The sequence below is a fragment of the Planomonospora sp. ID91781 genome, assembly GCF_015711595.1.
Classification (GTDB): domain Bacteria; phylum Actinomycetota; class Actinomycetes; order Streptosporangiales; family Streptosporangiaceae; genus Planomonospora; species Planomonospora parontospora.
Window position 1 is genome coordinate 2,854,188 of sequence record NZ_JABTEY010000001.1, and the last position, 22,780, is coordinate 2,876,967.

Sequence of the window (22,780 nt, forward strand, 5' to 3'; positions counted from 1 at the left end):
GCTCCACGAGGGCGTCCCGCGCCCGCCCCGGAGGGCGGCCGAGGGGCGGTCCCGTCAGAGCGGGCCTCCGCATCGGGGACAATGGACGACGTGAGTTCCTCAGCTGCTGATTTCCGCGCGGGTTTCGCCTGCTTCGTCGGCCGGCCCAACGTCGGCAAGTCCACGCTGATGAACGCGTTGGTCGGCACCAAGGTGGCGATCACCTCGTCCAAGCCGCAGACCACCCGGCGCGTCATCCGTGGCATCGTGCACCGCCCGGACGCCCAGCTCATCATCGTCGACACCCCCGGCCTGCACCGGCCGCGCACGCTGCTCGGCGAGCGGCTGGACAGCCTGGTGCTGTCCACCCTCACCGAGGTCGACGTGATCGGCTTCTGCCTCCCCGCCAACGAGCCCATCGGCAAGGGCGACCGCTTCATCGCCGAGAAGCTCGCGGCGGTGAAGAAGACGCCGGTGGTCGCCGTGGTCACCAAGTGCGACCTGGCCACCCGCGAGCAGATCGCCGAGCAGCTGCTCGCGGTCTCCCGGCTCGCCGAGTTCGCGGAGATCGTCCCCGTCTCCGCGCAGTCGGGGGACCAGCTCGACGTGGTGAGCGACCTGCTGATCCGGCGGCTCCCCGAGAGCCCCCCGCTGTACGAGGGGGGGCAGCTCACCGACGAGCCGGAGCAGGTCCTGGTCGGCGAGCTCATCCGGGAGGCCGCGCTGGAGGGTGTGCGGGACGAGCTGCCGCACTCGATCGCGGTCGTCGTCGACGAGATGCTGCCCCGCGAGGGCCGCGACGACCTGCTCGACATCTACGCGCACATGTTCGTCGAGCGCCCCTCCCAGAAGGCCATCGTCATCGGGCACAAGGGCACGCGGCTGAAGGACGTCGGCAGCCGCGCCCGCAAGCAGATCGAGGCGCTGCTCGGCACCCGGGTCTACCTCGACCTGCGCATCAGCGTCGCCAAGGACTGGCAGCGCGACCCCAAGCAGCTGCGCCGCCTCGGCTTCTACGACTGACGGAGTCGGCGGCCGGGGGTCAGGGCGGCGACCGCGGACCCGGTCACCGCCAGCGCCGCCGCCAGGGCGACGAACCAGCCGTACTCCACGGTCGGCTCGACCCGCACCAGCTCGCCGATGGCGAGGGAGGCGCTCCGGCCCCCGCCCTGCGGGTCGCTGAGGAAGACCAGCAGCACCGCGGTGGTGACCGCACCGGGCAGGGCCGCGAGGGCGGTGAAAGGCCGGTCACCGCCCGCGACCCCGATGACCGCGGCCATGACCCCGCCGACCAGTGCGAGGATCCCGGACCAGTCGTCCACGCCCCGGACGTGCCGGCTCAGTGAGCCCAGGACGGCGATGTCGGCCGTGACCCCCGCCCACGGCAGGAACGCGGCCACCACCAGCAGGGCGCCTCCGGCGATCACCCCGACCGGCGCGATCCGGTTGGGGGAGGCGGGGGTCGTGAGATCGGCCATCGGTCAAGGGTAGTTTCGCCGGGACGTCTCGGGCAGGCGCATCCCGTACATTCCCGCCGGGCTTCTTGTCCGCCCGTGCGCGGTCACGGTCCCGGACCCGCCTCCGCTCGGGCGGTCCCCCTCTCCGTCCGGAACGCGCTCGGCGGCCGCGTCGTGCACTCCGGTGCGGTCGTGAGCCCGCGGCCGTGAGGCCCGCGGGAGGAGGCACGCGGCCGTGAGGCCCGCGGGAGGAGGCGCGCCGATTCGATCACTTCTTGGTGACTGTTGCCGGTGGCGCGCGCGCCGCCACCGGCGGCTGGCGTACTCTGCCCCCAGATTTTCATGGAATCGGGGGGAATCGGATCCGGGGGGCGTCATGCGCATCAGAAGGACGAAACCGGAGCCCGACCCCGGAGCGGGACAGGCGGCCGGACCGCCCCCGCCCGTGGAGCCGCCGGAGCCCGACCCCGCAGGCCGGCCGGGACCCGGTGACGTCCTGCCGGGCGGCCGCGGCCTGCGCCTCGCCGGGTGGCTCGCCGCCGTCATGGCGGCGGTGGTCGTCGCGGGCTGGGCGGTCTGGGAGACGGGACCGCCCACCGAGGCGGAGCTGCTGGAACAGGCGGGCCTGAACGGCAGGCGGAGCCTGCTGGTCGGAGTGAAGGACGACACCCCCGGCATCGCGCTCCGCAAGCCGGACGGCACCTACGAGGGGTTCGACATCCAGATCGCCCTCATGATCGCCGCCGACCTCGGCTTCCGCGCGAGCGAGGTCGAGTTCCTGTCCATCGAGACCGAGGACCGGGCCCGGATGACGGCCAGGAACGCCGCGGGCCAGCACGTGAAGGTCGATCTCGTCGTGGCCACGTTCAGCGTGACACCGGCTCGCAGCGCCAACCGCGCGATCGGGTTCTCCGCGCCCTACCTGGAGACCCAGCAGTCCGTCATCACCCGGAAGGGGCATCCCGACATCACCTCGCTGACGCAGCTCCGGGGCAAGAAGGTCTGCACGCTCGCCGCCTCGACCTCCGAGACCGAGATCGACCGGGCCGGGGCGGAGGTCACCAGGAAGAACCGCATCAGCGACTGCGTCACCGGGCTCAAGACGAAGGAGTACGAGGCGGTCACGACCGACACCGCGATCCTCGCCGGGTTCGTGGCCGAAGAACCCGGCCTCCTCGAACACCACGACATCGGCCTGGAGACCTCCGAGCAGTGGGCCGTCAACGCCGGGGCCAACGGGGCGCTGCGCACCCTCGTGGACCTCTCGCTGCACCGGTCGGCGACCGACCCGCAGGACATGCGCTGGGAGGAGGCCTACGAGCGGTTCGTCACCCCGATGCAGGCGCACAACCCGAGGGAGCAGATCGCCGGCCGTACCCAGCCCGCCGTGCCGGAGCCCGACGTGCGGCGCTGGCCGTGGGAGCGGGGGATCCCTCAGCGGAACGCCGGATGAGCGGGACCGGGGGACCTCCGGCCGCCGGTGCGGCGGGGGAGTCCCCGCCGGTGGGCGGACCGGAGGAGGCGCCGGGGGAGCGGCCGCCTCCCGGCGGCTTCCCGGGGCACGCCCTCCCCGGCGGGTTCGCCAAGGGCCCGATGTCCGGAGTGTTCCGGGACCGCGGCTTCGCGGGACGGCCCGGGGGAGCGCGGGGCGGCAACCAGCAGTGGATGCTCGCTGCGCTTCCGGCCTTCCCGCTGGTGCTGCTCGTCGTGCGGCTGTGGTACGCCAGCCGCCAGGACACCCAGACGCTGCTCCTGCTGGTCCAGCACGTCAGTGCGCTCGGGCTGCTCACCGCGGTGCTGCTGACCATCCTGTGGGTGCTGCCCGCCCTCGTGCTGGCGGCCCGCGCGCTCGGCGTCCTGTACCGGGTCAGCACCGGCCGGTCGTCCTGGCTCTCGGTGGTGGCCGACCGGATCCCCGACTGGGTCGTGGTGGTCTCCGTCGTGGTCGGACTGGTGAGCTGGCAGCTCAGGTTCCTGCCGACCCTCGCCATGCTCTCGCTGGCGGTGCTCGGGCTGAGCGTCCACGACCGCAGGCCCGGCCGGCGGGACCTGGTCGTCGTGCTCACGCTGGCGCTGCCCGGCGTGGTGGGCGCCGGGCTCTACGCCTGGCTCGCCCCGGCCATCGGCCAGGCGTTCGCCGAGGGGGACGTCGTCACCGCCGTGCTGCTCACGCTGCCGCCGGGCCTGTCGGTCCTGCTGACCGGCCCGATCCCGGCCCGTGCCGCGGCCGCGCTGACGTCCGGTCTGGCCGTCGCCGTACTCGCGCTGACGCCGCTGTTCACCGCGGCCGTCGTCGTGCAGGCGCCGATCCTGCCGCTGGTGGGGGTGGAGGTCGCCGCGAAGGGCGCCGACGAGGAGATCGCCGGGAAGGTGCTGCTCGGATACGTCATCGCGACCGACGACCGGGTCTCCACCTTCCTCGACCGCGACGGTACCGTGCGGTTCATCGCCAACGGGGCGGTGGTCTCCCAGTTCCTCTGCCCGGACCTCGGCCAGATCCCCCGTAGCCGGGTGGCGCTGCACCGCTGGTACGTCGAGCACAGCGTGCTCGCCTGGTTCGCCCCCGACCCGCTGGAGAAGCCCAGCGACTCCCGCTGCCCGGGCCGTCCGACGGGGCGGAGCGACCGGGAGCGCCCGGGCGGCGCGACCGGGTGACCGGACGCGCTCGCGGCGTCCGCGGGTGCGACGGGGCGGCCCACGATGCGCGGCGGGTCGCCGGTGCGACGGGCCGGTCCACGGTGCGTGGCGGTGGGTCGCCGGTCCTACTGGCGGTACTCCTCGACCTCGTCGACCGGGCGCGGCTCCGCCGCGTTGGGGTCCTCGCCGAACTCCCGGTGGGCCCGGCGCTGCCTGAGCAGGTCCCACGCCTGGTCGAGGGCCTCCTCGATGGATCTGATCCGGTGGTTCTCCTCGTGGGAGGAGATGGAACCGGACGCCAGCAGCGCGCGGAGGTCGCGTTCCTCGGCGATGAGGTGGTTGATGTGGGCGAGAATGTCGACGTCCTTCATTGCGGACCCTCCCTTTCTGCGCTCCCTTTCGGACTGTATCCGACGGGCGCCGCCGTACTCCGCGGCAGGCGGGAGCAGGCGCCGGTCCCGCCCGGGAGCGGCGGCGCCCGCGGGCGTCCGGACTTCCGAACGCCCGGACGTCCGCGGGTGTCCGGGCGTTCGGAAGTCCGGGATGTGAGATCGGCGTCCGGGGATTTGGAACCGTCTGTTAACGTGGCATGCATGCTGCGCGGGCTGCTTCTTAGCTGCCGCGACGAGGGCCTGTAACAGGCCGGCTCCCTCGTCGCGGAGCGAGCCATGCGTGTCGGCCGTGATCGTCTTTCCAGTCGAGGAGCCGAAGCGATATGTATCCGCAGCAGCCCAGCCCCATGCCGTTCCAGCGCTACCAGCCCTTTGAGCCGGTGCGCCTGCCCGACCGCACCTGGCCCGACAAGGTCATCGACAAGGCGCCCCGGTGGTGCGCGGTGGACCTGCGGGACGGCAACCAGGCGCTGATCGACCCCATGGACGCCCACCGCAAGCTCAAGATGTTCGAGCTGCTGGTACGGATGGGCTACAAGGAGATCGAGGTGGGCTTCCCGGCCGCCTCGCAGACCGACTTCGACTTCGTCCGGCAGATCATCGAAGAGGGCCGGATCCCCGAGGACGTGGTGATCCAGGTCCTGACCCAGGCCCGGCCCGAGCTGATCGAGCGGACCTTCGAGGCGATCCAGGGCGCGAAGTCGGCCATCGTCCACCTGTACAACTCGACCTCCACGCTGCAGCGCCGGGTCGTCTTCGGCCAGGACCGCGAGGGCATCACCGCCATCGCCGTCGAGGGCGCCAAGCTCTGCAAGAAGCTGGCGGACGCCTCCGACGTGGACGTCTACTTCCAGTACTCCCCGGAGTCCTTCACCGGGACCGAGCTGGAGTACGCCGTGGAGGTGTGCGACGCCGTCAACGACGTCTGGCAGCCCACCCCGGAGCGCAAGGTCATCGTCAACCTGCCCGCCACCGTCGAGATGGCCACGCCGAACGTCTACGCCGACCAGATCGAGTGGATGCACCGCAACCTGGCCCACCGCGACTCGATCATCCTGTCCCTGCACCCGCACAACGACCGGGGTACGGCCGTCGCCGCCGCCGAGCTGGGCTACCTGGCCGGGGCCGACCGGATCGAGGGCTGCCTGTTCGGCAACGGCGAGCGCACCGGCAACGTCTGCCTGGTCACGCTGGGCATGAACCTGTTCTCCCAGGGGATCGACCCGGAGGTCGACATCTCCGACATCGACGAGATCCGCCGCGTCGTGGAGTACTGCAACCAGCTGCCCGTCCACCCGCGCCACCCCTGGGGCGGCGAGCTGGTCTACACGGCCTTCTCCGGCTCCCACCAGGACGCCATCAAGAAGGGCTTCGAGCACCTGGAGCGCGACGCCGCCGCGGCGGGCGTGCCGGTGGACGAGTACACCTGGGCGGTGCCGTACCTGCCGATCGACCCCAAGGACATCGGCCGCAGCTACGAGGCCGTGATCCGGGTCAACAGCCAGTCCGGCAAGGGCGGCGTCGCCTACATCATGAAGGCCGACCACCACCTGGACCTGCCGCGCCGGCTGCAGATCGAGTTCTCCCGGGTCGTGCAGGCCCGCACCGACGCCGAGGGCGGCGAGGTCACCCCGGCGGCGATGTGGGAGGCCTTCGCCGACGAGTACCTGCCGAACCAGGCCAGTCCGTGGGGCCGCTTCGGCCTGCTGGCCCACCGCAACACCTCCGGCTCCGACGGCAAGGACGTCATCGGCGCCGACCTGCGGGTGGCGGGGGAGATCCGCGAGGTCGAGGGCGTCGGGAACGGCCCCATCTCCGCCTTCTGCGACGCGCTGTCCGGCATCGGGGTGAAGGTCCGCGTGCTCGACTACGCCGAGCACGCGATGAGCGCCGGCAGCGACGCCAAGGCCGCCTCCTACGTCGAGTGCGAGGTCGGCGACCAGATCCTGTGGGGCGTCGGCATCGACGCCAACACCACCACCGCCTCCCTGAAGGCGATCATCTCCGCGGTCAACCGCGCCACCCGCTGACCTCCGCGGCGCTCCTCCGGCGGAGCCTGTACGGCTTCCGCCGGCGGGTCCCCGCGGTTCCCGCCCGGACCCGGCACGACCTGCCGGGTCCGGCTCCCGGCGCGCGCCCATGAGGCCCGTGCCGTCTTCCCGGCCGCGCTCACCGTGGAATCCACGCGGAGAGCGCGGTCGCGCCATTCTCCGGTGGTGCACTGATCTTGTGCGGGTCCGCCCTCTCGGTGATGTCCACACTGCTCTCCGGCGATCAGGCGCTCCGGGGCCGCGCGGTGCTGGATCTGAAGATCGGCCCGTTCCGTCATCGGGACGCCGCGGCCTTCTGGGACTCCGAACCGGAGACCGCGTTGCTCATCGACGCGGTCATAGGAGGCGCGCCCGGATACCGCGACGTGATCGGAGCTCCTCCCCGCTCCGGTGCTTTCGGGGAATGGCTGGAGACGAGCCTGCTGAACCCCTCGCACATCCTCTTCGCGGAGCCGGACTATCTGCTGGCGGAGGACCCCCGCATCGGCGACCGCGCCGTATACCACTCGATCTGGGAGGCCGTCTCGTCCGGGGCGGCCACTCCGACCCAAATCGGCGGACTCATCGGCATGGACGCCAAGTCCCTCGGCTACCACCTGAAGATCATGAGAGACGGCGGATTCATCCGCCACGATCAAGACATCCTCCTGCAGCGCAAGCCCGTGATCACGGTGGCGGACCCGGCTGTACGTTTCCACCACCTCATCGTCCGGCCGAATCTGCTGGATCTCGAGATGCGCAACAGCCGGCTCGTCTGGGAGCGCTCGGCGGAGACGTTCTCCTCGAAGATCCTCGGACCTCACTTCGAGGAGATCGCGCGGGAGTGGGTGCGCTGGCACGGCCGTGAAGCGGGTCTGGAGGACATCGGACAGGTGGGCACCACCGAGGTGGCCTGCCGGGAGCACCGCGGTCACGAAGTCGACGTCGTCGCGCTGTCCCGGCGGTCCATGGCCCGTGCGAAGGGGGCCGGGATCAGTCTGCTGGGTGAGGCCAAATGCACGGACAGGCCCCGAGGAGTCTCCGATCTCGCCCGTCTGGAGCACATCCGGGACCTGCTCGTCTCCCATGGCTGGGACGCCCGGGACGCGAGGTTCGCCCTCTTCTCCCGCTCCGGCTTCACCGATGACCTCAAGGCCGCGGCGGATCCCCGGAGCCTGCTGATCGATCTCCCCAGGTTGTACGGGAAAGCCTCCTGAAGGGGCGGTTGCGCCGACCGGTCCGGCCTGTCAGGCGGGCAGTCCCAGGAGGGCGGCGTGGCAGCGCATGGCGTGCTCGAAGGCCGGGGCGGGGTCGAGGATCGTGTTGTTGAACTGGCCGAACAGCTCGAAGCCGACCCAGCCGAACAGCCCGGTCCAGGCGGTCAGGGCGCGGGCGACCACCTCGTCGGGGACGCCCGGCATGAGCCCCCGCACCCGCTCCGCGTCCCGGCCGAACGAGGCGGGGACGGGCGGGCAGAGGTCGGGCGGGTTCAGGACCCCGGCCCGGTGGGCGTCGGAGACGATCCGGCCGTAGACGACGGTGTCGCGGATCGCCGCGGTGACGGTGTCCACCGGGGCCTTGTAACCGGGCACCGGGGAGCCGTACAGCAGGGCGTACTCGTGCGGGTGGGCCAGCGCCCAGTCCCGTACGGCGTGGCAGACCGCGAGCCACCGGCCGGTGTGGTCGCCGGGTGCGCAGGCCGCCTCGGCGTTCTCCACGGCCTCGCCGAGGGCGTTGTAGCCGTCGATGATCAGCGCCGTGAGCAGGTCGTCCCGCGAGGGGAAGTAGCGGTAGATCGCCGAGGAGACCATGCCCATCTCGCGGGCCACCGCGCGCAGCGAGAGCCCCGCCGCGCCGTCGACGGCCAGCTGCCTGCGGGCGATGTCGGTGATCTCGCGGGTCAGCTCGGCCCGGACCCGCTCACGTGCTGTACGGCCTGCGCTCATGGGCTGACCGTACCAGAGCGCCCGAAGAGAACGAGAGCGCCGCTCTTGACGATAACCGCTCCAATGAGAGAGCATTGCTCTCAGAACGGAACGGCAATCTGAATCGGAGTTCTCCATGCGCGGCCCGGCGATCGCCTTCGCCGCCGTCTTCGCCGTCAACGCCGTTCTCCGGCTCGTCTGGCAGCAGTGAGAGCCGGTCCGGAAACCAGCGAGAGGAAGCTCGAGATGAATAGGCACGTCGTCGTGGGAGCGGGGCAGGTCGGCTCCGAGGTGGCCCGGCTGCTGGCGGAGCGGGGACACGAGGTCGTCCTCGTCAGCCGCTCGGGCTCGGGCCCGGATCTGCCGGGCATCCGCAAGGAGGCGGCCGACGCGGCCGACCGCGAGCGGCTGACCCGGCTGGCCGCAGGCGCCGAGGCGATCTACAACTGCGTCAACCCGCCCTACCCGAGGTGGGCGCAGGACTGGCCGCCGATGGCCGGATCGCTGCTGGCCGCCGCCGAGGCGACCGGTGCCGGATACGTCATCCTCGGAAACCTCTACGTGTACGCGGCCCCCGGCCGGCCCATGAAGGAGAGCGATCCGCTCACCCCGCCCAGCGCCAAGGGCGCCGTCCGGGTCCGCATGTGGCAGGACGCGCTGGCCGCGCACGAGGCGGGCCGGGTCCGGGTGACGGAGATCCGCGGCTCGGACTACTTCGGCCCCGGCTGTCTGGACCAGTCGCATCTGGGAGAGCGGTTCGTCCCCCCGCTGCTGGCGGGCCGGACCGTGCGCCACGTCGGCGACCCCGACCAGCCGCACAGCTGGACCTACGTGCCCGACGTGGCCCGGGCCCTGGTGACCGCCGCGGCCGACGACCGGTCCTGGGGCCGCGCCTGGCACGTTCCCACCGGCCCGGCGATGACCTACCGGGCCGTGGCGGAGCGGCTGTGCGAGCTGGCGGGCGCCCCCGGCCCGGCGGTCAAGGCCATGCCCCACTGGCTCGTCCGGACGGCCGGGGTCTTCTCACCCATGCTCGGCGAACTGGAGGAGCTGCGCTACCAGTTCGTCCGGCCCTTCGTGCTCGACTCCACCGACTTCCAGACCGTCTTCGGCGCGGCGCCCACCCCGGTGGACGAGGCGCTGACCGCCACGATCGCGTGGTGGCGCGACCGCCTGGCCGCCGCGGCGTGACCTGCGGGGCCGGAGGCCGTGCGGTGCGCCGTACGGCGGGCGGGGCGGGACGTACGGGGAGGCCGTCCCCGGCGGTGGAGGGGGGGAGGCGTGCAGGGCTACCCGGCGGACGCGCGGCCGGCCGCCTCGCGGACGATCTCCTCGCAGAGGGCGTGGGTGGCCAGGGCGTCGTCGGCCCGGACCACCCGGCCCGCCCGGACCGCGTCGAGGAAGTCCAGGCAGGCCTGCTCGATGCCGCGCTGCCGGGCGACCGGGGTCCAGTCGGCGCGCCGGGTGAGCGTCTCGCCGCCCGCGTGGTCGACCACGTCGCCGAGATTGACCACCCGGCGCTTGACCCCGTCGCCCATGACCTCGCAGGTCTCCTCGGAGGCTCCGCTCACCCGGTTCATGACGCCGATCGCGGTGAAGCCGTCACCGGAGAGCTCCAGCACCACGTGCTCCAGCAATCCGTTCCGGACCCGCGTGCGGATCCCGGTCCGGGTCACCTCGCCGGGCACGAGGAAGCGCAGCGTGTCCACGACGTGGACGAAGTCGTCGAAGACCGCCCGCCGCGGCTCCTCGGCGTGGTCCACCCGGTTCTTCTGCATCAGGACCAGATGCCGGGGCAGGTCCAGCAGGGCGGCGTACCCGGGCGCGTACCGGCGGTTGAACCCGGTCATCAGGCTCACCCCCGCCTCGTCCGCCAGCCGGGCCAGCCGCTCGCAGCCCGCCAGGTCGTCGGTGATCGGCTTGTCGACGTAGACGTGCACGCCCGCGCGGAGCAGCGGTTCGACGATCCCGGCGTGGGCGGGGGTGGCCGCGTGCACGAACGCCGCCTCGACCCCGGCCGCGACGACCTGGTCCACCGAGGTGGAGCGCGCCGTGACCCGGTAGGCGTCCCCGAGCCGGTCCAGCGTCGCGCGGTCGCGGGTGCACAGGTGCAGGTCGAGGCCGGGGAGCGCGGAGAGCACCGGCAGGTAGGCCTTCTGTGCGATGTCCCCGAGTCCGATCATGGCGATTCTCATGCGCCGAAGCCTATTGCCGGGCTGCGGGACCACCGCTCCCCAGGGTCATCGGTCTCCAGGGCCGTCGGGCGGGCGCGGGAGCACGGTTCCACGTCCGCCCGGGAACCGGGGAGGTCCCGGCCCGGGGAGGTCCCGGTCCGGCGAGGCACACGACGCGGGAGGGCTCCCCGCTCCGCGGGACAGGCCCCGCGCCGGCCCCGGGAGAGGCCGGCACGGGACCGCCACGGCGCGTCAGGGATACAGGCCCCGCATCCGGTGGGCCTCGGCGACCCGGCCGACGCCGATGATGTGGGCCGCCTGTCGCAGGGTCACGCCGCGCTCGGCGGACGTCGCCGCGACCGCGTCGAACGAGGACTCCATCAGGTCGCGGAGCCGTACCTCGACCTCGTTCGCGTTCCAGGAGCAGGCCTGCAGGTTCTGCACCCATTCCAGGTAGGAGACGATCACACCGCCCGCGTTGGCCAGGATGTCCGGGACCACCGTGGTCCCGGCGTCGGCGAGGATGCGGTCCGCCTCCGGGGTGGTGGGGCCGTTGGCGCCCTCCACGATCAGACGGGCCCTGATCCGGGGGGCGTTCTCCTCGGTGATCACGCCCTCCAGCGCCGCGGGGACGAGGACGTCGACGTCCAGCTCCAGCAGCTCGGCGTGGGAGAGCGCGTCGGCGCGGCGGTAGCCGTACACGCCGCCGGTCTCGGCGACCCAGGCCCGCAGGTCGTCGACGTCGAGGCCGGAGCGGTTCACCACCGCGCCCGTGACGTCGGAGACGGCCACCACCCGGCAGCCTGCGTCGGCGAGGTAGCGGGCGGCGAGCGCGCCGACCTTGCCGAAGCCCTGGACCGCGACCGTGCGGCCCTCGGGCGAGCCCGGCAGGGCCTTCAGCGCGGCGAGCTGCACGCCGCGCGAGGTGGCCCCCGCCCGGCCGAGGGAGCCGCCGAGGGTCGTCGGCTTGCCGGTCACCACGCCGGGGACGGGGTAGCCGGTGTTCACCGAGTAGGTGTCCATGATCCAGGCCATGGTCTGCTCGTCGGTGCCGACGTCGGGCGCCGGGATGTCCCGCTCCGGGCCGATGATCGGCAGGATCTCGTTGACGTAGCGGCGGGTGACGCGCTCCAGCTCGCGCGTGGTCAGCGAGGCCGGGTCCACGGAGACGCCGCCCTTGGCGCCGCCGTACGGGATGCCGACCAGTGCGCACTTCCAGGTCATCCACATGGCCAGCGCGGTGACCTCGTGGATGTCGGTGGAGGGGTGGAAGCGGATGCCGCCCTTGGCCGGGCCGCGGGTGATGTTGTGCTGGACCCGGAAGCCCTGCACGACGTCCATCCGCCCGTCCTCGCGGCGGACGGGCACCGCGACGGTGAGCGAGCGGCGCGGGGTGGCGAGCATGGTGCGCAGGCCGTCGTCCAGGCCGAGCCGGTCGGCCGCCTGGTCGAGCTGGAAGAGCGCGGAGTCGAGGGCCTGGCGGCCCGGGCTGAGCAGAGAGGTGGTTGCCGGCGTCGTTGACGGCACCGTGATCGACATGAAGGAGGACCTCCATACGGTGGGCGGGGCGCCGTTGCCCCGCCCGAGGCGGTTGTTCGTGATCAGCGTAACCACGCGGCGTCACCGGGCGAAGGCGACGGTGTTGCGTTCTCGTGGCCGGTTGTTGTGCGATTCCGCACTTGTCCGCCGATCCGTTGTTACCGATCAAACCGGCTGGGCACTGGGAGGGGAACACACCGATATGGCAGGCTCGTGGTGATGAGTCCGCCATTCCGTAGTGGCTGATCCGTAGGGTTGAGGGGACGAACGACGTGCCGGAACTTGTGGTCGGGCCGCTGCTGCGCTACGTCGACGAAACGAGCGCCTCCATCTGGGTGGAGACCAGCGAGCCGTGCGAGGTGACGGTCCAGGCGGGGCGGGCGCGGGGGAGCGGGCGGACGTTCACCGTGCACGGCCACCACTACGCCGTGGTGGACGTGGAGGGCGGCGGGGCCTACGAGGTACGGCTCGACGGCGAGCCCGTCTGGCCGCTGCCGGACCACCCGCCCAGCCGCATCCGGCTGCTCGGCTCCGCCGGCCCCCGGAAGGTGATGTTCGGCTCCTGCCGGACCAGCGTGCCGCACGACACGCTGCACACGATCTCGCACGGGGTGGACGTCCTGCGCTCGTACGGCTGCAGCCTCATGGAGGCCCCCGAGGAGGACTGGCCCGACCTGCTGCTCCTGCTCGGCGATCAGGTCTACGCCGACGAGCCGTCCGCCGAGATGCTGGAGTTCATCAAGAACCGCAGGGACACCGAGCCGAAGAAGGAGATCGCCGACTTCGAGGAGTACGCCGAGCTGTACCGGGTGGCCTGGACCGACCCGGAGATCCGCTGGATGCTCTCGACAGTGCCCACCGCGATGATCTTCGACGACCACGACCTGCGCGACGACTGGAACACCTCGGCGGACTGGCGCGAGCAGATGTCCAAGGTGGAGTGGTGGCCGCGCCGGGTGATCTCGGGACTCGGCGCCTACTGGGTCTACCAGCACCTGGGCAACATGTCACCCGCCGAGCGCGAGGCCGACGGCCTGCTCGGCAAGCTGTGCGCCGCGGAGGGCGACGGGGCGGAGATCCTCGACGCGTTCGCCGCGCACGCCGACGCGGTCCCCTCAGAGAGCAGGTGGAGCTACGCCCGCGACCTGGGCTCGACCCGCCTGATCATGCTCGACACCCGCTGCGCCCGGCAGCTCACCCCGGGGGACCGGCGCATGATCGACCCGGTCGAGTGGGAGTGGCTCACCGAGCAGCTGGAGCGGGAGGGCGCCGAGCGCTTCGTGATCGGCTCGTCGGTGCCGTTCCTGCTCCCGGCCGGCATCCACCACATCCAGACCTGGAACGAGGCGCTGGCCCAGGGGGCGTGGGGCGGCCGGGTCGCCCGCCTGTCGGAGATGCTGCGCCAGGCCATCGACCTGGAGCACTGGTCGGCCTTCCGCCGCTCCTTCGAGGACCTGGCGCGGCTGCTGGTCGCAACGGGCCGGCCGGTGGTTATCCTCTCCGGCGACGTGCACTATTCCTACGTCGCCAAGGCCAGGCGCCACCCGATCCACCAGCTGGTCTGCTCGCCCATCCGCAACCCGCTCAGCCGGACGCTCCGCCTGGCCAACATCGTCGCCCAGTTCGGCGTCGCGACCCTGATCGGCGGCTCGCTCTCCCGCCTGGCGCGGATCCCCCGCCCGCCCATCCGGTGGCGGATCACCGACGGCCCGTGGTTCTCCAACGCGATCGCCACGCTCGACCTGGACGGCCCGCTCTCGGCCCGCTGGGACACCGCCACCAGCACGGGCGTCACCGAGGTCGCCACGGTGGAGCTCAAGGCCTGAGGCGCGGGGCCCGACCGGCCGCCCGCGGCCTGCGGGACCGCGGGCGGCGGGGACTACCGGGCGAGGTCCTCGACCGCGCCGGCCAGCTGGTCGACGGCCCAGACGAGGTCGTCCTCGGCGATGACGATCGGCGGGGCGAGGCGGATGGTGGAGCCGTGGGTGTCCTTGGCCAGGACGCCCCGGCGCATGAGCGCCTCGGAGATCTCCCGGCCGCTCCCGAGCGAGGGGTCGACGTCCACGCCGGCCCACAGGCCCCGCCCGCGTACGGCCACCACGCCCCGGCCGACCAGGGCGTTCAGCCGCTCGTGCAGCACGCCGCCGAGCTCCTTGGAGCGGGCCTGGTACTCCCCGGTGCCGAGGATGTCGATGACCGCGCACGCCACCGCGCAGGCGAGCGGGTTGCCGCCGAAGGTGGAGCCGTGCTGCCCCGGCCGGATCACGCCGAGGACGTCGGCGTCGGCCGCGACGGCGGAGACGGGGACGACGCCGCCGCCCAGCGCCTTGCCCAGCACGTAGACGTCGGGGACGACGCCCTCGTGGTCGCAGGCGAAGGTCTCGCCGGTACGGCCCAGCCCGGACTGGATCTCGTCGGCGATCATCAGCACGTTGTGCTCGGTGCAGAGCTCGCGGACCTGCCTCAGGTAGCCGTCCGGCGGGACCAACACGCCGGCCTCGCCCTGGATGGGCTCCAGCAGCACCGCGACCGTGTCGGCGTCGATCGCTTCGCGGATCGCCTCCACCGAGCCGTACTTCACGACCTTGAAGCCCGGCGTGTAGGGGCCGTAGCCGCCGCGCGCGTCGGGATCGGTGGAGAAGCTCACGATCGTCGTGGTGCGGCCGTGGAAGTTGTCCTCCATGACGATGATGTTCGCCCGGTCGCGGGCGACGCCCTTGACCTCGTAGCCCCACTTGCGGGCCGTCTTGATCGCGGTCTCCACGGCCTCGGCGCCGGTGTTCATCGGCAGGACCATGTCCTTGCCGGTGAGGTCGCCCAGCCCGGCGGCGAAGGCCGCGAACTGGTCGTGGAAGAAGGCGCGGCTGGTCAGGGTGAGCCTGCCGAGCTGCTCCCGCGCCGCTTCGATGATCTTCGTGTTCCCGTGCCCGAAGTTCAGCGCCGAGTAGCCGGACAGGCAGTCCAGGAACCGGCGCCCCTCGACGTCGGTGACCCAGGCGCCCTGCGCCTCGTGGATCACGACGGGGAGCGGGTGGTAGTTGTGCGCGCTGCGGCGCTCACTGAGCTCGATGAGCTCGGCCGTGGTGGTCATCGGTACGTCACCGTCTTCCCTGGTCCGCGGCGTCCGCCGCCCCCCGTTCATCCCCGGATCTCGAGCGTGCAGCACTTCGGGCCGCCGCCGGCCTTGCGGAGCTCGGACAGATCGACCGGGACGACCTCGAAGCCTGCGCGTCCGAGCGCGCTCCGCAGCCCCGCAGCCTCTTCGTTGATCACTACGTGGGTGCCGTCGCTGACCGCGTTGAGGCCCAGCACGGCCGCGTCGTCCTCACCGGCGATGACGGCGTCGGGGAAGAGGCGGCGCAGCACCTCCTGGCTCCCCGGGGAGAACGCGCCGGGGAAGTACGCCACGTTGTGCCCGTTCAGCGGGAAGAGGGCCGTGTCCAGGTGGTAGAAGCGCGGGTCCACCAGGCGCAGGGTCACCACCGGGCGGCCGAGGAACTCCTGCGCCTCGAAGTGGGCGGCGATGTCGGTACGGAATCCGGTCCCGGCCAGGATGACGTGGTCGAGGGTGAGGAAGTCGCCCTCGCCCTCGTTGGTGAAGGTCGCCTCGCGCACCTGGTCGTAGCCGTTGCGGACGAACCACTCCAGGTAGGCCGGGCCCTCGGCCGCGCGCTCGGGGTGCGCGAACCGCGCGCCGTACACCCGGCCGCCGACGACCAGCGCGCCGTTGGCCGCGAAGACCATGTCCGGCAGGCCCTCCACCGGGTCGATCAGGCTGACCCGGTGCCCCAGGGACTCGTAGGTGCTCCTGAGCGCCTCCCACTGCCGGATCGCCGCCGCGCGGTCGGCGCCCGCGCCGGGGTCCATCCACGGGTTGATCGCGTACTCGACCGCGAAGTGCTCGGGCGGGCACATGAGGAAGTGCCGCGTCACGGCGGTCCCGCCCGCCGCGGGGAGCGGGGCCGCGGCCGCCGCGGGCGACGGCCCGGCGCCGGTGGTCACGGCGACGGAGGGCAGGGGGTTCTCCCGGCCGAGCACCCCGGTGACTTCGCTGGCTGTGATGGCGCACCTCCACGGGAGGACGTGGTGTCAGGGACGGCAACAGCCTAGGAACGGGATCCGCGCAGGCCAAGGGGCCTGTCGTGCGCGCCGGCGCGGCTTTCGCGCGTCCTTCAGGCGAGGAACGGCGATTCGTTGCGCGGGGTGATCAGCGGGGCGTCGATCAGCCGGGAGAGCACGATGGAGCTCTTGGTCCGCACCACGAACGGCTCCGCGGCGATGCGCTCTATCACCCGCTCCACGTGGCGCACGTCCGTCGCCCGGATGTGCAGCAGCGCGTCGGCCTCCCCGGTGATCGTGCACGCCGAGACCACCTCGGGGTGCCGGGCCACGGCCACCCCGATCTCGGCGGGCGAGGTCTTGCCCGCGCAGAACAGCTCGACGTACGCCTCGGTGGTCCAGCCGAGCGCCGCGGGCTCCACCCGCGCGGTGAACCCGGTGATCGCCCCCGTCTCGCGCAACCGGTCCACCCGCCGTTTCACCGCCGACGCCGACAGGCCCACCCGCTGCCCGATCTCCGCGTAGGTGGCGCGGGCGTCCTCGACGAGCGCCCCGATGATGTCGCGATCCAGCCGGTCCAACTCCACGCTGCTTTGTAACACAGCCGCGCGGCCGGGCGGCGCGCGGCCGGGGTCCGGCCCGCGCCCCGGCGGGCGGCCGGGCTCGCGGTGGCCGCACGGCTCCGGACCGGCCCGGACCGGCCCGGACCGGCCGGGGTCGGCCGATCCGGTGCCGCGGTCAGGCGGAGGTGCCGGCCGGGGCGGGCGCCGGCCCGGGGACCCCGGCGGCCCTGCGGGCGCGCAGGCCGAACGCGGTGACGACCGCGGCCAGCACGGCGGCGGCGACCGGTACGGCGAGCACCGTGCGGAGCGCGGCGAGCTCCGCCCCGGGTGATGCGCCGCCGCCCAGCGCCGCGACGTGGACGGCGGTCACCGCCGACAGGCCGAGGGCGGTGCCGAACTGGATCGCGGTGTACAGCAGGCCGCCGGCCAGGCCGTGCTCGCGTTCGTCGACGCCCTCGGTGGCCGCCATGGTCAGCGGCCCGTAGGCGAGGGAGAAGGCCAGCCCCAGCAGGGCCATGGTCGGCAGCATGGCGGCGTAGGTCCAGTCCGGCCCCACGGGCAGGAACAGCGCGTAGGCCAGGGCCGCCAGCAGCAGGCCGCCGAACAGCACCCGGACGTTGCCGAACCGGTTCACCAGCCGCGGGGTCAGGGTCGGGGCGAGGACGGTGTCGACGCCGACCACCAGCATCGCCAGACCCGTCTCCAGCGTGCTCCAGCCGCGCAGCTCCTGCAGGTACAGGGTGACCAGGAACTGGAAGCCGGCGAAGGAGCCGACGAACAGCAGCGCCCCCGCGTCGGCGCGCAGCAGCGGGCCCGAACGCAGGATGCCCAGCCGTACCAGCGGGTGGGCGGAGCGCCGCTCGATCACGGTGAAGGCGGCCAGCAGCGCCAGCCCGGCGGTGAACACCCCGGCCGTCACGCCCCCGCCGTTCCCGGGATGCTCCAGCCGGACCACTCCGTACACCAGCAGCAGCATCGCGCCGGTGATGCTGAACGCACCGGCCAGGTCGAAGCCGCCCGCCGGGCGCTCCGCGGCGGCCGGTTCCCGGACCAGGGGGACGGCGGCGAGCAGGATCACCGCCGACAGGATGACCGGGGCGAAGAACACCCACCGCCAGCCGAACGAGGCCAGCAGCCCGCCCGCGACCAGGCCCAGTGAGAACCCGCCCGCGGCCGTCCCCGCGTAGACCCCCAGCGCCCGGGTGCGCTGCGGGCCCTCGGGGAAGTTGCCGGTGACCAGCGCCAGCCCGGCCGGGGCCATGAAGGCGGCCGCGACCCCCGTGGCGAACCGGGCGACCAGCAGCATCCACCCCTCGGTGGCGAACCCGCCCAGGCCGGAGAAGACCAGGAAGACGGCCAGCCAGAACAGGAACATGCGGCGGCGGCCCAGCAGGTCGGCGGCGCGGCCGCCCAGCAGCATGAACCCGCCGTAGCCGAGGACGTAGGCGCTGACCACGCCGCTGAGCATCCCGGTGGACAGTCCCAGGTCGGCCCGGATCGACGGCAGCGCCACGTTCAGCATCGCCACGTCGATCCCCTCCAGGAAGATCGCCCCGCACAGCACGAGCAGCACGCTCCAGGCGCGCCCGTCCATGCGTCCGCCCACGGGTCCGTACGGGTGTCCGCTCACGGGTTCGTGCGTGTGCCGGTCCGTGTGCCCGTGCGTGTGCTCGGGCGTGCGTCCGTCCGGGTACCGGTCCGGGTGCCCGGACGTGCGTCCGTCCGGCGCGGATCTCGATGCGGACATGTGCCGGCTCCTCTCGGAGATCGGGGACCGCCCTCGGTTCTCCGAGTGACGGTCGGTTCCCTCTTGTTACCGGCAGCATCGTCGGACACCATGAAGCCATGGAAGAAGGCACTTCGAAGTCCCTCGGTCACTGCTGTGATACCGGCGACGACTACGACGTCCTCCAGTGGGACACCCGGGAGGACTGCGAGGTCCGGCAGATCCTCGACCGGGTGGCGGACAAGTGGTCCCTGCTGGTCATCGCCCTGCTCGACCGGCGCAGCCTGCGCTTCACCGAGCTGCGCCGTGAGATCGACGGGATCAGCCAGCGGATGCTCACCCGGACCCTGCGCCACCTGGAGCGCGACGGGCTGGTGAGCCGGACCGTGCACCCGACCGTGCCGCCGCGGGTGGACTACGAGCTCACGCCCCTGGGCGCGACCCTGCACGACACCATCCGCGCGCTGGTCACCTGGACCGAGGAGCACCAGAAAGAGATCGCCGCCGCCCGCGCGGCGTACGACGTCCGGGAGGCGGCGGAGCGGCAGGCCGCGGAGCGGGCGGAGGCCGGGCGGGCGGCCGTCGCCCGGGACGTCCTCGCCGGCGGACGCTGACGGCCCTGCCGTGCCCGAGTGGCGGTCCTGCCGTGCCCGGGCGGACCGGCCTCTTCATACGGCGAGGGCCGCGGCGGCGCGCCGCGGCCCTCGGGGTCGTCGTCGTACGGCGGGCGCCCTCCGGCGCCCGCTGCGGTTCGTCAGGCGGGCTCGGCCTCGCCGGTCGCCTGCTCCATGGCCTCCTCGGGGGAGGTCTCCAGGTCGTCGCTCTCCTGGGCCTTCGACGCCGACGCCTTGTCCAGCCGGACCCAGCTCGTCACGCTCTCGATGGCGAACAGCACGCCCAGGTAGAGCGTGAGCGCGGCCAGCACCCAGGTCAGCACGCCCAGCGCGGCGCCCGCCCCGAGCAGCAGGAGGCGGATCTCCCAGCCCAGACCGGCGCGGAACACCCAGTCGGGCGGCCAGATGCCCTGGCGGGTCCGGTAGACGGTGTCGTAGGTGTGGTAGCCGACGACGTAGAGCAGGACGAACAGCAGCCACTTGGGCGCGTCCGCGGCCAGGCCGACCAGGATGACGACCAGGAACTCGGTCGCCCGGATCAGCGGCGGCACCAGCCAGTCGAGCTTGCCCAGGTGGTCGCGGGCCGCGGTGGGCAGCACCAGCGCCACCATGACCAGCGCGGGGACGATCAGGACCGGGCCGTCGTCGAGCATCCCGGCCACCGCCATCGCGACCACCACGAGCAGCGCGGCGAGGCAGGCCGGGACCGGGGGCAGGCCGGGGCCGGCCGCGCGGCGCAGCGCGGTGACCAGCGGGCCGTCGTCGCGATAGGCGAGCAGGCGTGCGGTCTGGATGCGCAGGCGCTCCTCGTAGGGGTCGGGAGCGGGGGTGGCCTGCGGCTGGGTGATCATGCGAGCGACCTCATCAGACGTCCGGTGAGCGAGTAGGTGGCCCCGATGCCGCCCCAGATGATCAACACGAGGAAGGTGATCCGGGCGTCGAAGAGGGCTCCGGTGATGGCGATGACGGCGAAGCGCTCACCGATCGGGAACACGATCATCTTGCGGGCCCAGTGCACGGCCCGGTACTTGCCGGCCTTGGTCCACATCTTCAGCAGGTTGCGGATCCCGCTGCTGCGCGCCGCCTTGCGCTGCTCCAGCGCGTCCCGGAGGGGGGTGTCGGGAGCGATCGAGAGCGGGATGGAGGGCAGCGGGGACGGGGGCCTGCGCCGGTTGGCCGCGCCGAAGGAGAAGTCCAGCAGGTGCTTGATGGACTGCAGGCCGAGCGCGACCAGCGCCAGGGTCCACACGTCGCCGACCCCGGAGACGGCCGCGCCGACCGCCAGGCCGGCGAAGACCACGTACTCCTTGAAGCGGTCGAAGGTGGCGTCCAGCCAGGCGCCGAGCACGCCGAACTTGCGGGCGTACCGCGCGACCTGGCCGTCCACGCAGTCGAAGACGAAGGCGAAGTAGATCAGGAGCCCGCCGGCCACCATGCCGGGGCGCTCGCCGGTGGCGAAGCACGCCGCCGACGCGACGCCCAGGGCGATCGAGATCAGCGTGACCTGGTTGGGCGTCAGCCCGCGCCGGGCCGCCCAGCGGGCGATGTACCGCGAGTAGGTGCTGACGAAGAAGGTGGTGAAGAAGCCGTCGGCGCCCTTGACCGCGTTGTTCAGCCGGGCCTTGTCCTCGTCGAACCCGGCCATGTCCGCCACGGCCTGGTCGGCTTCGGACCGTTCGGTGATCCGGCGGTAGAACAGGTCGCGGCGGCCGCGGATGCCGACCGAGACGCCGCGCCGTACCAGGCCCAGCACCAGCAGCTGGACCAGGTCGTCCTCCGGACCGAGCAGGTGCGCCATGTCGGCGAGCTCGCGGGCCGCCTCGGCCAGCGTCGGCGCGTGCTTGACGTGCACGTGCAGCGGGCCGAGCAGGACGGCGTTGGGCCGGGTCACCGCGTGGTAGGCCGAGCCGACCGAGATCACGCGGGACTTGGCCGCGCGGACCCGGACCGGCAGGCCCTCGAGGACCCGGTCGCCGATCTCGGGCTGGGCCTCGTCGATGGGGACGTTCGGGACGACGGCGTCGCCGTTCTCGTCCTCCTCGCGGGGCTCCTTGACGATCAGCGCGAGCGCGCCGCGCTTCGACTTGGTGATCTGGTAGATCAGCTCGTCGTGGATCAGGGAGTTGGCGGGGAGGATGAGCAGGTTCTCCGTGGCGTGCTCGACCGCCTCGGCGACGGCGCGCAGGTCGCCTGCGAGGTCGGAGGTCTCGACGAGCGTGCCCGGGAAACCCCGGTAGGCCGTGGCGTCGCCCGAGCGGGCGATCGTCACCGGCGCGGAGTCGAGCGAGGCGAGCTGGCCGTGCAGCTTGCCGATCACCGTGGGGCAGCCGGGAAGCGCGGGCAGAGTCAGCGCGGCGGACGGCGTCGACTGGCCGGGGGCGGCATCGGGGCCGGGCGATGAGCCCAGCAGGACCACGCGGGGCATGGCACCCTTTCGTGCGGGGGTGAGGTGGAACCGGGTCGAACATGGCGGGAAAGTTCGCCAGAGGCCAAAGTTTAGTGAGTCCCGAGTGAACAACACGCACTCGTGACCCATCCGTACTCCATGATCATTGCCGGAGGCCTGCCGGGCCGGGTCTCCCCCTAGACTGGGCGGGTGAGCCTCTACCGTGACGAGGGCGTCGTGCTGCGCACCCACAAGCTGGGCGAGGCCGACCGCATCATCACGGTCCTCACCAAGCGGACGGGCAAGATCCGGGGCGTGGCCAAGGGCGTCCGGCGCACCACCTCCCGCTTCGGCGCCCGGCTGGAGCCCTTCACCCACGTCGACCTCCAGCTGCACACCGGCCGCACGCTGGACGTGGTCACCCAGGTCGAGACCATCAGGCCGTACGGCGAGGCGCTCATCGCCGACTACCCGCGCTACACCGCCGGCAGCGCGATGCTGGAGACGGCCGACCGGCTGATCATGGGGGAGAAGGAGCCCGCCCTCCGCCAGTTCCTGCTGCTCGTCGGGGGCCTGCGGGCGCTGTCGGCGGGGGAGCACGAGGCCAGGCTGGTGCTGGACGCCTACTTCCTGCGCTCGCTGGCCGTGGCCGGATACGCCCCCGCGCTGGTGGAGTGCGCGCGGTGCGAGGGCACCGCCGTGCGGGCGTTCGCCATCGTGGCGGGCGGCGCGGTGTGCGGGAACTGCCGCCCGGCCGGTGCCGCGGTGCCCGCGGGGGAGACCCTCGCCCTGATGAACGCCCTCCTCAAGGGCGACTGGCCCGCCGCGGACGCCTCCGCGGCCCGGCACCGGGCCGAGTGCAGCGGCCTGGTCGCCGCCTACCTCCAGTGGCACCTCGAACACGGCATACGCTCTCTGCGACACGTAGAAAGGGAGCCCGCAACGTCAAGGACCCCGGCCTGAAGGCCGGGGCGTGAGGTACGGCACCGCCGTACCTCACGCCCGTGTTGACCAGCCCGAGTCATCAGTGGATGGAGGTGCGAAGTGATGGCTACGTCCGATGTACGACGGCAGACCCACCGGCGGGTGCTTCCTCAGCCCGCCGCTCTGGAATCCATGGGAGCAGACACCCCGGGTCGGGACGAAACGGCCCGTGGAGACACGGCCAGCAGCGCTGGTCGCGTACCGGGCATCGGACCTGGGCGAGGGGAGATCCGCGCGCGGCGCACCCGCGTGCGCGGGCGTCACCCCGAGGCGGCTCCGGCCGCCGAGGGAGAGCGGGGCGGTAACGCCCCATCC

General features: G+C 72.6%; 20 protein-coding genes. 9 read left to right on the top strand and 11 right to left on the bottom strand.

Annotated elements, in window-relative coordinates; all coding sequences use genetic code 11:
- Positions 1-81 precede the first annotated feature (81 nt).
- Complete coding sequence (gene era, locus HS048_RS12975) at positions 82-1,002, top strand: GTPase Era (protein WP_068896875.1); 921 nt, start codon at positions 82-84, stop codon at positions 1,000-1,002.
- Here the strand turns inward: era and HS048_RS12980 are convergent.
- Complete coding sequence (locus HS048_RS12980; RefSeq protein ID WP_196467074.1) at positions 993-1,457, bottom strand: hypothetical protein; 465 nt, start codon at positions 1,455-1,457, stop codon at positions 993-995. The genes era and HS048_RS12980 overlap by 10 nt on opposite strands.
- Positions 1,458-1,812: 355 nt before the next feature.
- Here HS048_RS12980 and HS048_RS12985 point away from each other — a divergent pair, with 355 nt between their 5' ends.
- Both HS048_RS12985 and HS048_RS12990 read left to right on the top strand, forming a co-directional pair.
- The gene (locus HS048_RS12985) at positions 1,813-2,889 is read left to right on the top strand and encodes a transporter substrate-binding domain-containing protein (RefSeq protein WP_084008258.1); all 1,077 of its coding nucleotides are present in this window, start codon (positions 1,813-1,815) and stop codon (positions 2,887-2,889) included.
- Positions 2,886-4,091, top strand: a complete 1,206-nt coding sequence (locus tag HS048_RS12990; protein ID WP_196467075.1) for a hypothetical protein — start codon at positions 2,886-2,888, stop codon at positions 4,089-4,091. Before HS048_RS12985 ends, HS048_RS12990 begins: the two co-directional genes overlap by 4 nt.
- A 107-nt stretch (positions 4,092-4,198) precedes the next feature.
- Here the strand turns inward: HS048_RS12990 and HS048_RS12995 are convergent, their stop codons facing one another.
- On the bottom strand, positions 4,199-4,444 hold the full coding sequence (locus tag HS048_RS12995) for a DUF2630 family protein (protein ID WP_068896872.1): 246 nt from the start codon (positions 4,442-4,444) through the stop codon (positions 4,199-4,201).
- A gap of 344 nt (positions 4,445-4,788) precedes the next feature.
- On the opposite strand from HS048_RS12995, the gene leuA reads away from it, so the two are divergent.
- Both leuA and HS048_RS13005 read left to right on the top strand, forming a co-directional pair.
- Positions 4,789-6,495, top strand: a complete 1,707-nt coding sequence (leuA, locus tag HS048_RS13000) for a 2-isopropylmalate synthase (RefSeq protein WP_068896871.1) — start codon at positions 4,789-4,791, stop codon at positions 6,493-6,495.
- Between the two features lie 221 nt (positions 6,496-6,716).
- Complete coding sequence (locus HS048_RS13005) at positions 6,717-7,712, top strand: hypothetical protein (RefSeq protein ID WP_196467076.1); 996 nt, start codon at positions 6,717-6,719, stop codon at positions 7,710-7,712.
- 30 nt (positions 7,713-7,742) lie between these two features.
- Here HS048_RS13005 and HS048_RS13010 read toward each other — a convergent pair whose 3' ends face one another.
- Positions 7,743-8,441, bottom strand: a complete 699-nt coding sequence (locus HS048_RS13010) for a TetR/AcrR family transcriptional regulator (RefSeq protein ID WP_068896870.1) — start codon at positions 8,439-8,441, stop codon at positions 7,743-7,745.
- Between the two features lie 225 nt (positions 8,442-8,666).
- Here HS048_RS13010 and HS048_RS13015 point away from each other — a divergent pair, with 225 nt between their 5' ends.
- Complete coding sequence (locus HS048_RS13015; RefSeq protein ID WP_196467077.1) at positions 8,667-9,611, top strand: NAD-dependent epimerase/dehydratase family protein; 945 nt, start codon at positions 8,667-8,669, stop codon at positions 9,609-9,611.
- 98 nt (positions 9,612-9,709) lie between these two features.
- On the opposite strand, the gene HS048_RS13020 is transcribed toward HS048_RS13015, so the two are convergent.
- On the bottom strand, positions 9,710-10,615 hold the full coding sequence (locus tag HS048_RS13020; protein WP_196467078.1) for a Gfo/Idh/MocA family protein: 906 nt from the start codon (positions 10,613-10,615) through the stop codon (positions 9,710-9,712).
- A gap of 231 nt (positions 10,616-10,846) precedes the next feature.
- On the bottom strand, positions 10,847-12,133 hold the full coding sequence (locus HS048_RS13025) for a Glu/Leu/Phe/Val dehydrogenase (protein ID WP_068897083.1): 1,287 nt from the start codon (positions 12,131-12,133) through the stop codon (positions 10,847-10,849).
- 272 nt (positions 12,134-12,405) lie between these two features.
- On the opposite strand from HS048_RS13025, the gene HS048_RS13030 reads away from it, so the two are divergent.
- Positions 12,406-13,959 carry an alkaline phosphatase D family protein gene (locus HS048_RS13030; protein ID WP_068896867.1) on the top strand — a complete coding sequence of 518 codons (1,554 nt, stop codon included), beginning with the start codon at positions 12,406-12,408 and terminating at the stop codon, positions 13,957-13,959.
- Between the two features lie 53 nt (positions 13,960-14,012).
- Here HS048_RS13030 and rocD read toward each other — a convergent pair whose 3' ends face one another.
- The 4 genes from rocD to HS048_RS13050 form a co-directional block, all read right to left on the bottom strand.
- Complete coding sequence (rocD, locus tag HS048_RS13035; protein WP_068896866.1) at positions 14,013-15,224, bottom strand: ornithine--oxo-acid transaminase; 1,212 nt, start codon at positions 15,222-15,224, stop codon at positions 14,013-14,015.
- A 47-nt stretch (positions 15,225-15,271) separates the two neighbouring features.
- Positions 15,272-16,048, bottom strand: coding sequence for a dimethylargininase (ddaH, locus tag HS048_RS13040; RefSeq protein ID WP_196467890.1), 777 nt, complete (start codon positions 16,046-16,048; stop codon positions 15,272-15,274).
- Between the two features lie 257 nt (positions 16,049-16,305).
- Positions 16,306-16,779, bottom strand: a complete 474-nt coding sequence (locus HS048_RS13045) for an Lrp/AsnC family transcriptional regulator (protein WP_068896865.1) — start codon at positions 16,777-16,779, stop codon at positions 16,306-16,308.
- Positions 16,780-16,930: 151 nt separating this feature from the next.
- Positions 16,931-18,361 carry an MFS transporter gene (locus HS048_RS13050; protein WP_307832453.1) on the bottom strand — a complete coding sequence of 477 codons (1,431 nt, stop codon included), beginning with the start codon at positions 18,359-18,361 and terminating at the stop codon, positions 16,931-16,933.
- 239 nt (positions 18,362-18,600) lie between these two features.
- On the opposite strand from HS048_RS13050, the gene HS048_RS13055 reads away from it, so the two are divergent.
- Complete coding sequence (locus tag HS048_RS13055; protein ID WP_068896864.1) at positions 18,601-19,095, top strand: helix-turn-helix domain-containing protein; 495 nt, start codon at positions 18,601-18,603, stop codon at positions 19,093-19,095.
- A 140-nt stretch (positions 19,096-19,235) separates the two neighbouring features.
- On the opposite strand, the gene HS048_RS38140 is transcribed toward HS048_RS13055, so the two are convergent.
- Positions 19,236-19,946, bottom strand: coding sequence for a DUF5941 domain-containing protein (locus tag HS048_RS38140; RefSeq protein WP_196467079.1), 711 nt, complete (start codon positions 19,944-19,946; stop codon positions 19,236-19,238).
- The gene (locus HS048_RS38145) at positions 19,943-21,520 is read right to left on the bottom strand and encodes a CDP-alcohol phosphatidyltransferase family protein (protein ID WP_068896862.1); all 1,578 of its coding nucleotides are present in this window, start codon (positions 21,518-21,520) and stop codon (positions 19,943-19,945) included. Before HS048_RS38145 ends, HS048_RS38140 begins: the two co-directional genes overlap by 4 nt.
- Positions 21,521-21,691: 171 nt before the next feature.
- Between HS048_RS38145 and recO the strand changes: the two genes are divergently transcribed.
- On the top strand, positions 21,692-22,444 hold the full coding sequence (gene recO / locus HS048_RS13070) for a DNA repair protein RecO (protein WP_196467080.1): 753 nt from the start codon (positions 21,692-21,694) through the stop codon (positions 22,442-22,444).
- Positions 22,445-22,780: the final 336 nt, after the last annotated feature.

What these genes read in the sequence shown, in the direction of transcription:
- era (WP_068896875.1), top strand. Translation starts at nt 82, where the DNA reads ATGGACGACGTGAGTTCCTCAGCTGCTGATTTCCGCGCGGGTTTCGCC.
- HS048_RS12980 (WP_196467074.1), bottom strand. Translation starts at nt 1,457, where the DNA reads ATGGCCGATCTCACGACCCCCGCCTCCCCCAACCGGATCGCGCCGGTC.
- HS048_RS12985 (WP_084008258.1), top strand. Translation starts at nt 1,813, where the DNA reads ATGCGCATCAGAAGGACGAAACCGGAGCCCGACCCCGGAGCGGGACAG.
- HS048_RS12990 (WP_196467075.1), top strand. Translation starts at nt 2,886, where the DNA reads ATGAGCGGGACCGGGGGACCTCCGGCCGCCGGTGCGGCGGGGGAGTCC.
- HS048_RS12995 (WP_068896872.1), bottom strand. Translation starts at nt 4,444, where the DNA reads ATGAAGGACGTCGACATTCTCGCCCACATCAACCACCTCATCGCCGAG.
- leuA (WP_068896871.1), top strand. Translation starts at nt 4,789, where the DNA reads ATGTATCCGCAGCAGCCCAGCCCCATGCCGTTCCAGCGCTACCAGCCC.
- HS048_RS13005 (WP_196467076.1), top strand. Translation starts at nt 6,717, where the DNA reads ATGTCCACACTGCTCTCCGGCGATCAGGCGCTCCGGGGCCGCGCGGTG.
- HS048_RS13010 (WP_068896870.1), bottom strand. Translation starts at nt 8,441, where the DNA reads ATGAGCGCAGGCCGTACAGCACGTGAGCGGGTCCGGGCCGAGCTGACC.
- HS048_RS13015 (WP_196467077.1), top strand. Translation starts at nt 8,667, where the DNA reads ATGAATAGGCACGTCGTCGTGGGAGCGGGGCAGGTCGGCTCCGAGGTG.
- HS048_RS13020 (WP_196467078.1), bottom strand. Translation starts at nt 10,615, where the DNA reads ATGAGAATCGCCATGATCGGACTCGGGGACATCGCACAGAAGGCCTAC.
- HS048_RS13025 (WP_068897083.1), bottom strand. Translation starts at nt 12,133, where the DNA reads ATGTCGATCACGGTGCCGTCAACGACGCCGGCAACCACCTCTCTGCTC.
- rocD (WP_068896866.1), bottom strand. Translation starts at nt 15,224, where the DNA reads ATGACCACCACGGCCGAGCTCATCGAGCTCAGTGAGCGCCGCAGCGCG.
- ddaH (WP_196467890.1), bottom strand. Translation starts at nt 16,048, where the DNA reads ATGTGCCCGCCCGAGCACTTCGCGGTCGAGTACGCGATCAACCCGTGG.
- HS048_RS13055 (WP_068896864.1), top strand. Translation starts at nt 18,601, where the DNA reads ATGGAAGAAGGCACTTCGAAGTCCCTCGGTCACTGCTGTGATACCGGC.
- HS048_RS38140 (WP_196467079.1), bottom strand. Translation starts at nt 19,946, where the DNA reads ATGATCACCCAGCCGCAGGCCACCCCCGCTCCCGACCCCTACGAGGAG.
- HS048_RS38145 (WP_068896862.1), bottom strand. Translation starts at nt 21,520, where the DNA reads ATGCCCCGCGTGGTCCTGCTGGGCTCATCGCCCGGCCCCGATGCCGCC.